Raw genomic sequence first — 7,544 nt, 5'->3', positions numbered from 1 at the left:
CGGCGGCCGCCTCGGGGGCCTTGGTCCGGGCGATCATCGAGCGCACGGAGGAGGCGGCGGCGCGCTGCTGCTGGAGCTCGGCGGCGACCTTCGCGTCGACGAGGAGCGAGCGGCCCGCGGTCTCCTCCTGCCAGAGGAGGTGGCGGCGCACGTCCTGGAGCACGTCGGCCAGCTCCTGCGCGGAATCAGGCGTGTCGTCGTTCACGGTCGGGGATCGGTATCGGAGGAGCCGCCCCGGTGCAAGGAAGCAGCCGGGGAAGTTGCCTGTACGCTTAGCCCAGGGTCGGGGCTTGCGCCACCTTCCGGGCGGACGCGGCGGGCTCTGGTCGAATCAGGACACACCCCGGGCGAAGCCCCCTTGCCTCCGGGCGGACGCGGGGATGATGCCGGGCGGACGTCCTACCCGTTTCCCAGGAGCCCCTCGCACATGATCAAGGTGGCCATCGTCGTTGGTAGCACGCGGCCCGGCCGCAAGGCGGACAAGGTCGCAGGCTGGGTGCACGACATCGCGAAGAAGCGGAGCGACGCCACGTACGAAATCGTCGACATCCAGGACTTCAACCTGCCCCTGCTGGACGAACCGACCCCGCCCTCCATGGGCAAGTACACCCAGGAGCACACCCGACGCTGGAGCGCGGCGGTGGCGGGCTACGACGCCTACGTCTTCGTCACGCCCGAGTACAACCACGGCACGTCCGGCGCGCTGAAGAACGCGCTCGATTTCGTCTACGGCGAGTGGAACAACAAGGCCGCCGGCTTCGTGGGCTACGGCAGCGCGGGCGGCGTGCGCGCGGTGGAGCAGCTGCGCCTCGTCGCCGCGGAGCTTCAGCTGGCCACGGTGCGCGCGCAGGTGCAGCTGTTCCTGTCCACCGACTTCGAGCACTACACCGTCTTCAAGCCGGATCCGCACAAGGAGAAGCAGGTGAACACGCTCCTGGATCAGGTCGTCTCCTGGGGCACGGCGCTGCGCACGGTGCGCGTGAAGCCGTAGCGCCCCCAGGTGATTGTGGGCGTTTACGAGGGAGCTTCATCGCGGTACGTGAGGTTCCCATGCCCGCCCCGAAGAAACCCGACGTCACGCTCGAGCGTGTGAAGGCCGCTGGATTCGAGCCCCTGCTCGTGCTGGTGGACGTGAAAGACACCTCCACCGAGGAGCTGCTGCGCGCCATCGACGTGTGGACGTCGGTGCTGAAGCTGACGGGCGCGAAGGCGATTCTTCGAGACGAGCAGTTCGAGGACAGTGACCCCTGGTTCGGCTTCGGGGTCAGGCTCTCCAGCAAGGTGCTCGACGAGCGCGCCGTGTTCGCCGCGCTCGGCAGCGCGAGGACGGCTCCCGCCGAGGCCTTCGTGCGCGCGCTCATCGCCTTCAACAAGAAGCACGCCGACGATCTGGAAGGAGGGCTCGCGACCCACGAGGAGTCCGAGACGGGGAGCGCCGCCGTGGAATGGCTGGTGTGCCGTGACCTGAAGCACCTGACGCTCTACCTGAAGTTCCTCGAGACCCTCGACCTCGGGCACACCGTCGAGCAGGTGGACGTGGTGCTGCGGCTGGCGAGGGTCTACTCGGCGCGGCAGCTTGCCCCGCTGGTGAAGTGGGCCGCGGAGAACGACGCGGAGCTCCTCCACGTCTGGCTCGACAACGAGCGCGCGTGGAAGGAGCGCTGACCCGAGGCCGTCAAGGCGCTCACGCCGCTCAGGTGTCCTGGCGGGCCCGCGCCGTGGCGGCCGCCGCAGCGCCTCCGCCGTGTCGGCTCCGCCGGGAAGAACGACTCGATGGCCAGCTCCGCGAGCGTGATGTCCACGGGCGTGCCGAACACGGTGGTGGTGCTGAAGAGGGACAGCCGCCCCAGCGAGGTGCGCACGCGCAGGGGCACCACCACGCCCGCGAAGTCGCGCGCCTTCGCGTCGGGGGCGGCCTCCGGCACCGGGTAGCCCTTCAGCTCCTCCAGGAGCGCCGCGAGCGTGGCGTCCGCGCTGGCGTCCACCTGCCGGTGCAGCCGGGTGAGGACGTGGTCGCGCCACTGCCGCAGGTTCTCGATGCGCGGCGCGAGCCCGTTCGGGTGCAGGCTCAGGCGCAGGACGTTGACGGGCGGCTGGAGCATCTGCGGCGCCACGTCCGCCAGCAGGACGCCCACCGCGCGGTTCGCGGTGACGAGCGTCCAGTGCCTGTCCACCGCGATTGCCGGGTACGGCTCATGGCCCGCGAGCACCAGCTCCACGGCCTCGCGCGTGGCGGCGAGCGCGGGGTCATCCAGGGGGCGCTCGGAGAAGACGGGGGCGAAGCCCGCCGCCACGAGCAGTCCATTGCGGTCGCGCAGGGGCACGTCCAGTTCCTCCGCCAGGTGGAGCAGCATCTCGCGGCTGGGCTGGGAGCGGCCGGTCTCCAGGAAGCTCACGTGCCGGGTGGAGACCTCCGCGCGCAACGCGAGGTCCATCTGGCTCAGCCCGCGCCGCTGACGCCAGCCGCGCAGCAGCTCTCCCACGGGACGGCTCTGCTGAAGGCTCGTCATGGCCGGGAAGATAGGGGGCGCACGTCAGCGCTTCCATTCCCTCGGAGGTAATCGACACCGCGCGGGCCGGCTCGCATCGTGTCCAACAACGACGGACGGCTTCACGGCCGCCGCCGCTTCCACCCCTTCGCAAGGAAACGAGTGCCATGAGCGTCAAGAACGTGTCGGGAAGCCTGTTGCGCCGCGCGCTGCTGCTGGACGGTGTCGCCAGCGGAGCCATGGGCCTGTTGATGGCGGTGGCCGCCGGCCCCTGGGGCCGCTGCTGGGCCTGGAGCCGGGACTGCTGCGCGCGGCGGGCTGGGGCTCATCCCCTTCGCGCTGCTGCTCGGCTACCTGGCGGCGAGGGAGACCCTGCCCTCGTGGCCGGTGTGGTTCGTGGTCGCGGTGAACGCGCTGTGGGTGGTGGACAGCGTGCTCCTGATGACGCACGGCCCGACGGCGCCCACGGGGCTGGGGGTGGCGTTCGTCACGGCGCAGGCGCTGGCGGTCGCGGTGTTCGCGGCGCTGGAGTACGCGGGCCTGCGGCGCGGCACACATGCGGCGCTGGCCTGAGCGCTCCGCCGAGTGTCCGGTTCGCGCGGCCCGGGCTTCACGCCGTGCCGCGCGGCCCGCCGGGCATTGTTATCGTGGCGGGACATGACTTCCATCCCGCGCCCGTGGCTCGTCATCGCAGCGCTGTCCTCCGGGGTCCTCGGCTGCGCCACGCTGGGAGGCGCGCAGGGGAAGGACCTGGTGACGCTGCGCTACGGCTGGCCGGAGCAGGCGACCATCCGGGTGATGCACACGGTGGACGTGCGGACGGACTGGAGCGGCCGGATGACGGCGCAGCGCCGGTACGCGATGCGGCTCGGGCCGGTGGATGAGGAGGGGCGGCGGCGGTTGATCATCCAGGACGTGGAGATCATCGAAGCCCCCTTCCCTGCCTTCGTGGAGCCGCTGGCCACGTCCATCATCGACGCGCAGGGGGACTTCCAGGGGATTGATCCGCTGGAGGACGGCCCCGGCCGGGACCTGCTGGACGCGCTGCCGGTCAGCCCGCGGAAGAAGGCGCAGCTGACGAAGGCGCTCACGAACGGCCTGGAGCGGGAGGCCCGCAACCGGTGGAACGAGTGGGTGGGCAGCTGGCATGGAGCGCGCTTCAAGCCAGGGCGGACGGAGGTCGTGGCGACGACGATGTCCGTGGGCACGGGCCGCAAGAAGACCGAGGAGGTCCCCGCCGAGGAGCGCGTCCGGCTGGACGTCGGAGTGGCCTGCTCCGACGCGGTTCCGGAGCCCCGGTGCGCGAGGCTGAAGATCGTGCGAGAGCCCGTGGGGCAGACGGATGAGACGCAAGGAAGGTACGCGCACGTGGAGCTGGAGTTGGTGACGGATCCCGCGACGCTGTTGCCGTACTCCTCGCGCGTCATCCGCATGGACCGCGTGGACTGGAATGACGGCACCGGTGAGCCGGACTTCCATGAGGCCGTGCACGTGGAGCAGCACACGTTCCTGCACGGAGTGGAAGGTGCGCCGGGACAGGTCGCGGCCGTGGAGCGGCGTTAGCCTGGGCCTGGTTGGCGGACGCGCTCTGGCCGCGCTATCACCGCCTGCCGTGACAGCCATTCCTCACATCAAGCGTGCCGCTCTTGCAGCCATCGGCCTTGCGCTCTTCGGGTGCGGCTCGGCCACGGTCGGCACGGTGGGCAAGCCCGCCATGGCGAAGTGGGTGGGGCCGGTCTTCGGGACGCCGGACGGAGGCCAGCTCCGGACGACCCTCTACTACGGGCCCTGGCAGTGCAGCGCCGCGTTCCTGTCCCGCTGCGAATCGAAGTGCGCGGCCCAGGGACATGCCCTCATGGGGTGCATGTGGCTGGCCGACATCAAGGCGGACTGGCAGGGTCGCTACCTGTTCATGCCCGCGGAAGCCGGTGGTCGCATGGCCATCACCCACTGTTGCTGTGACTACCCGAAGGTGGCGGACGGCGAGTGGCGGCGGGGCACCTGGGACAATGCGCGCGCACGCTATCGGCGCGAGTGGAGTTCTGAATTTGGCGAGTGGCCTACCAACCCCAACGGTGTGCCCTGGGCTGGTCACCACATCTTCGACCTGGGCCACGGCGGCGCACCCGTGGCGAGGGACAACGTGCTGCCGGTACCCGGGGGTGTTCACGGCGTCTTCAACAAGGAATACCCTGCCTGCTATGCCCCGGGAGGCAAGTGGTTGACGCCCGGGCCTGAGCGGCCATACGTGGACTGAGGAGCGCTCATGGCGATGGACCAACTGCTGGCGGAAGTCTCCCGACTCCACTTCCCACGCCCACCCGCGACGCCCGCGCAGATCACCGCTTTTGAGGTGCGTGTCGGCTGGACGCTAGACCCAGCTCTGCGTGCCTTCTACCTACACTGCGATGGTTGCACGCTCTTCGAGACGTTGCCGGACGCGAAGTACCGTGTCCTCCCACTGAGCGAGATTCAGCGCGCACGGCAGGCCATCAGAGCCTCGGATGAGGATGAGGACGGAGCAGCATCGCACTACACGCTCGTGGACATGCAGGACACCAACTTCGTCATCCTGGACGTGGCCGCACCCAAGGGCGGTTGCTACCCGCTGCTCGATGCCTTCCATGAAACGTATCCAGAAGAGGCTCCGCGCATCGCGGCCTCCTTCGAGGAGTTCCTGGAGAAGGCACTGCGCAGCGGCAACCGCTCGTTCTGGCTGAGCAGCGAACCCGTGAAGGAATAGGTTCACTCTCAGCCCAGGCCCCCTTCGCCGAAGTAGTCGCAGGGCTTCGGAACGCTGTAGTGGCCTGGCCTGTTTGGCGGACAGGCTCTTGCCGCGCTATCACCGCCTGCCGTGACAGCCATTCTGCGTGCCGCGAGCGCGGCGTTCGTTCTTGCCCTTGTTGGGTGCGGCTCGGCCACGGTCGGCACGGTGGGCAAGCCCGCCATGGCGAAGTGGGTAGGCCCTGTCGTCAGGACGCCGGACGGAGGACAGCTCCGGACGACCCTCTACTACGGGCCCTGGCAGTGCAGCGCCGCGTTCATGTCCCGCTGCGAATCGAAGTGCGCGGCGCAGGGCCATGCACTCATGGGCTGCATGTGGCTGGCCGACATCAAGGGGGACTGGCAGGGGCGTTACCTGTTCATGCCCGCGGAGGCCGGTGGGCGGCTGGCCATCACCCACTGCTGCTGCGACTACCCCACCATCGCCAACCTCAAGCAGCAACGCACGCGGTGGAACAACTCTCGCGCTGCATTCCGCGAGGACTGGGCTCGGGACTTCGGTGCCTGGCCTGCGGGCAAGGATCCGTGGCCTGGGCACCATATTTTCGATCTCGCGCACGGCGGTCCAGCTACGGCGCCCGACAACATCCTGCCCGTGCCCGGGGACGTACACGACGTCTTCACCAAGGAGTACCCAGCCCTGCTACGCGCCGGGTGGGAAGTGGCTCACACCGGGTCCTGAGCGGCCCTACGTGGATTGAGAACTGCACCATGCCCATCCCGATGCAGCGCCTTCTCGCGGAAGTCTCCTCCCACCACCATCCCAGCCCGCCTGCGACTTCTGCCAAGGTGGCGGCCTTCGAGTCGCGCATCGGCTGGCGGCTCGATGACGACCTGCGGGCCTTCTATCTGCACTGCGATGGGGCCACACTGTTTGCCCCGCGCGAGCAGGCGCCCAACTACCGCATCCTCTCGCTTGATGAAGTCGAACGCGCACGCATCAAGATGCGGCACGAAGACACCGACACCTACGGAGCCGCGTCTTGGTACACGCTCCTCTACTTGCAGGACGGCGACTACGTGCTCGTGGACGTAGCCAATCGCGTGGAGGGTCGGTACGTCCTGCTCGACGCCTTCCACGAGACGTATCCCGCCGTCGAGCAGATCGCTGCCTCCTTCAGTGAGTTCCTGGAGAAGGCGCTGGCAAGTGGCAACGAGTACTTCTGGCTCGGTGATTGAGGCCCGAAAGCGTGGTGCCACTGATGGCAATGTCCGTGAAGTGCGCCTCTCGCTGGCCTCAGGGCTGAGGCTGCGGGCCCAGGCCCAGTTCACCGAAGTAGTCGAGGAACGCGCGGATGCGCGCCGGGAGCTGCCTCGCGGGATCGAGGAACACCGCATGGAAGGCTTCGGTGTCCCCGGGGTTCCGGTCCTCCATCACCACGACCAGCCGTCCTGCCCGAAGGTCCTCGCGGACCATGAACACGGGGAGCCGAGCGAGTCCTGCTCCCGCGACGGCCAGGTGCCGCACCGCTTCTCCGTCGCTGACCTGCACGTTGCCCACACACGGAATGGAAACCGGGGCGCCGTGCTCCACGAAGGACCAGTGCTGCGCGAAGCGCGCGTAGCTGAAGCCCAGGCGGTTGTGCTTCTCCAGGTTCGCGACCGTCCTGGGCGTCCCCTCGCGCTTCAGGTACGCCGGTGAGCCGACGACGTGGAAGCGGGTCTCCCCCAGCTTCCGCGCGATGAGGTTGGACGACTTGAGCGGCCCGCGCGGATGGCCACGTCCGCGCGGTCCTCCAGCAGGTCCACCACCTGATCCGTGAGCCCGATGTCCAGCCGGATGCCCGGGTAGCGGGCCTGGAACGCGGGCACCTGCGGCAGGAGGACGTGCATCCCATACGGCACGTTGGTGTTCACGCGCACCCGGCCCGAGGGGGCGTCATGCGACGTGACGCCCCGCTCGGCGGCCTCCAGCTCCGCGAGCACCTGCACGCTGCGCTCGTAAAAGACGCAACCCTCGGAGGTGAGCTGGAAGCCCCGGGTGTTGCGGTGGAGGAGCCGCGCCCCCAGGCGGGCTTCCAACCGTGCGACCAGCTTGCTGACCGCCGACGGCGTCATCCGCAACGTGCGCGCGGCGGCGGAGAAGCCCTCCTGCTCCACGACCCGGACGAAGACCTCCATCTCCCCGGAGCGATTGATTTCCAGACGCGCCATTGAATTGAACTCACAAGCCTTGTGCCTGGGACAGCTCTACCCCCCGACAAGGCCCACGAATACTAAGTAGGCCGCCAGAAGTTCCGAGACAAATTCCGGCCGCATGCCCAGCTTCCA

The 7,544-nt window shown here is 68.8% G+C and carries 9 protein-coding genes and 2 pseudogenes; 8 read left to right on the top strand and 3 right to left on the bottom strand.

Annotated elements, in window-relative coordinates; all coding sequences use genetic code 11:
• Positions 1–205: pseudogene (locus tag ACLEQD_RS32450) on the bottom strand (uracil-DNA glycosylase); the annotation flags it as partial.
• A gap of 222 nt (positions 206–427) precedes the next feature.
• Here ACLEQD_RS32450 and ACLEQD_RS32445 point away from each other — a divergent pair.
• On the top strand, positions 428–991 hold the full coding sequence (locus tag ACLEQD_RS32445; protein WP_410389368.1) for an NADPH-dependent FMN reductase: 564 nt from the start codon (positions 428–430) through the stop codon (positions 989–991).
• A gap of 59 nt (positions 992–1,050) precedes the next feature.
• Entirely contained in the window at positions 1,051–1,665 is a 615-nt protein-coding gene (locus tag ACLEQD_RS32440) for a hypothetical protein (protein WP_410389367.1), read from the top strand.
• Here the strand turns inward: ACLEQD_RS32440 and ACLEQD_RS32435 are convergent.
• Entirely contained in the window at positions 1,560–2,483 is a 924-nt protein-coding gene (locus tag ACLEQD_RS32435; RefSeq protein WP_410389366.1) for a helix-turn-helix domain-containing protein, read from the bottom strand. The two genes, ACLEQD_RS32440 and ACLEQD_RS32435, sit on opposite strands and share 106 nt — an antisense overlap.
• A 402-nt stretch (positions 2,484–2,885) precedes the next feature.
• Between ACLEQD_RS32435 and ACLEQD_RS32430 the strand changes: the two genes are divergently transcribed.
• The 6 genes from ACLEQD_RS32430 (at position 2,886) to ACLEQD_RS32405 (ending at position 6,452) form a co-directional block, all read left to right on the top strand.
• Positions 2,886–3,062, top strand: a complete 177-nt coding sequence (locus ACLEQD_RS32430; protein ID WP_410389365.1) for a hypothetical protein — start codon at positions 2,886–2,888, stop codon at positions 3,060–3,062.
• Between the two features lie 84 nt (positions 3,063–3,146).
• Positions 3,147–4,052, top strand: coding sequence for a hypothetical protein (locus ACLEQD_RS32425; protein ID WP_410389364.1), 906 nt, complete (start codon positions 3,147–3,149; stop codon positions 4,050–4,052).
• Between the two features lie 49 nt (positions 4,053–4,101).
• On the top strand, positions 4,102–4,746 hold the full coding sequence (locus ACLEQD_RS32420) for a hypothetical protein (RefSeq protein WP_410389363.1): 645 nt from the start codon (positions 4,102–4,104) through the stop codon (positions 4,744–4,746).
• 9 nt (positions 4,747–4,755) lie between these two features.
• Positions 4,756–5,232, top strand: a complete 477-nt coding sequence (locus ACLEQD_RS32415) for an SMI1/KNR4 family protein (RefSeq protein WP_410389362.1) — start codon at positions 4,756–4,758, stop codon at positions 5,230–5,232.
• 111 nt (positions 5,233–5,343) lie between these two features.
• Complete coding sequence (locus ACLEQD_RS32410) at positions 5,344–5,955, top strand: hypothetical protein (protein ID WP_410389361.1); 612 nt, start codon at positions 5,344–5,346, stop codon at positions 5,953–5,955.
• 29 nt (positions 5,956–5,984) lie between these two features.
• Positions 5,985–6,452 carry an SMI1/KNR4 family protein gene (locus tag ACLEQD_RS32405; RefSeq protein ID WP_410389360.1) on the top strand — a complete coding sequence of 156 codons (468 nt, stop codon included), beginning with the start codon at positions 5,985–5,987 and terminating at the stop codon, positions 6,450–6,452.
• 58 nt (positions 6,453–6,510) lie between these two features.
• On the opposite strand, the pseudogene ACLEQD_RS32400 reads toward ACLEQD_RS32405, so the two are convergent.
• Positions 6,511–7,394, bottom strand: a pseudogene (locus ACLEQD_RS32400) (LysR family transcriptional regulator).
• Positions 7,395–7,544: the final 150 nt, after the last annotated feature.

Source organism: Corallococcus sp. 4LFB (assembly GCF_046520365.1).
GTDB lineage: Bacteria > Myxococcota > Myxococcia > Myxococcales > Myxococcaceae > Corallococcus > Corallococcus caeni.
The sequence above is the reverse complement of the archived record's forward strand: the minus strand, read 5'-3'. Positions and strand labels throughout refer to the sequence as shown.

What these genes read in the sequence shown, in the direction of transcription:
- ACLEQD_RS32445 (WP_410389368.1), top strand. Translation starts at nt 428, where the DNA reads ATGATCAAGGTGGCCATCGTCGTTGGTAGCACGCGGCCCGGCCGCAAG.
- ACLEQD_RS32405 (WP_410389360.1), top strand. Translation starts at nt 5,985, where the DNA reads ATGCCCATCCCGATGCAGCGCCTTCTCGCGGAAGTCTCCTCCCACCAC.
- ACLEQD_RS32425 (WP_410389364.1), top strand. Translation starts at nt 3,147, where the DNA reads ATGACTTCCATCCCGCGCCCGTGGCTCGTCATCGCAGCGCTGTCCTCC.
- ACLEQD_RS32415 (WP_410389362.1), top strand. Translation starts at nt 4,756, where the DNA reads ATGGCGATGGACCAACTGCTGGCGGAAGTCTCCCGACTCCACTTCCCA.
- ACLEQD_RS32440 (WP_410389367.1), top strand. Translation starts at nt 1,051, where the DNA reads ATGCCCGCCCCGAAGAAACCCGACGTCACGCTCGAGCGTGTGAAGGCC.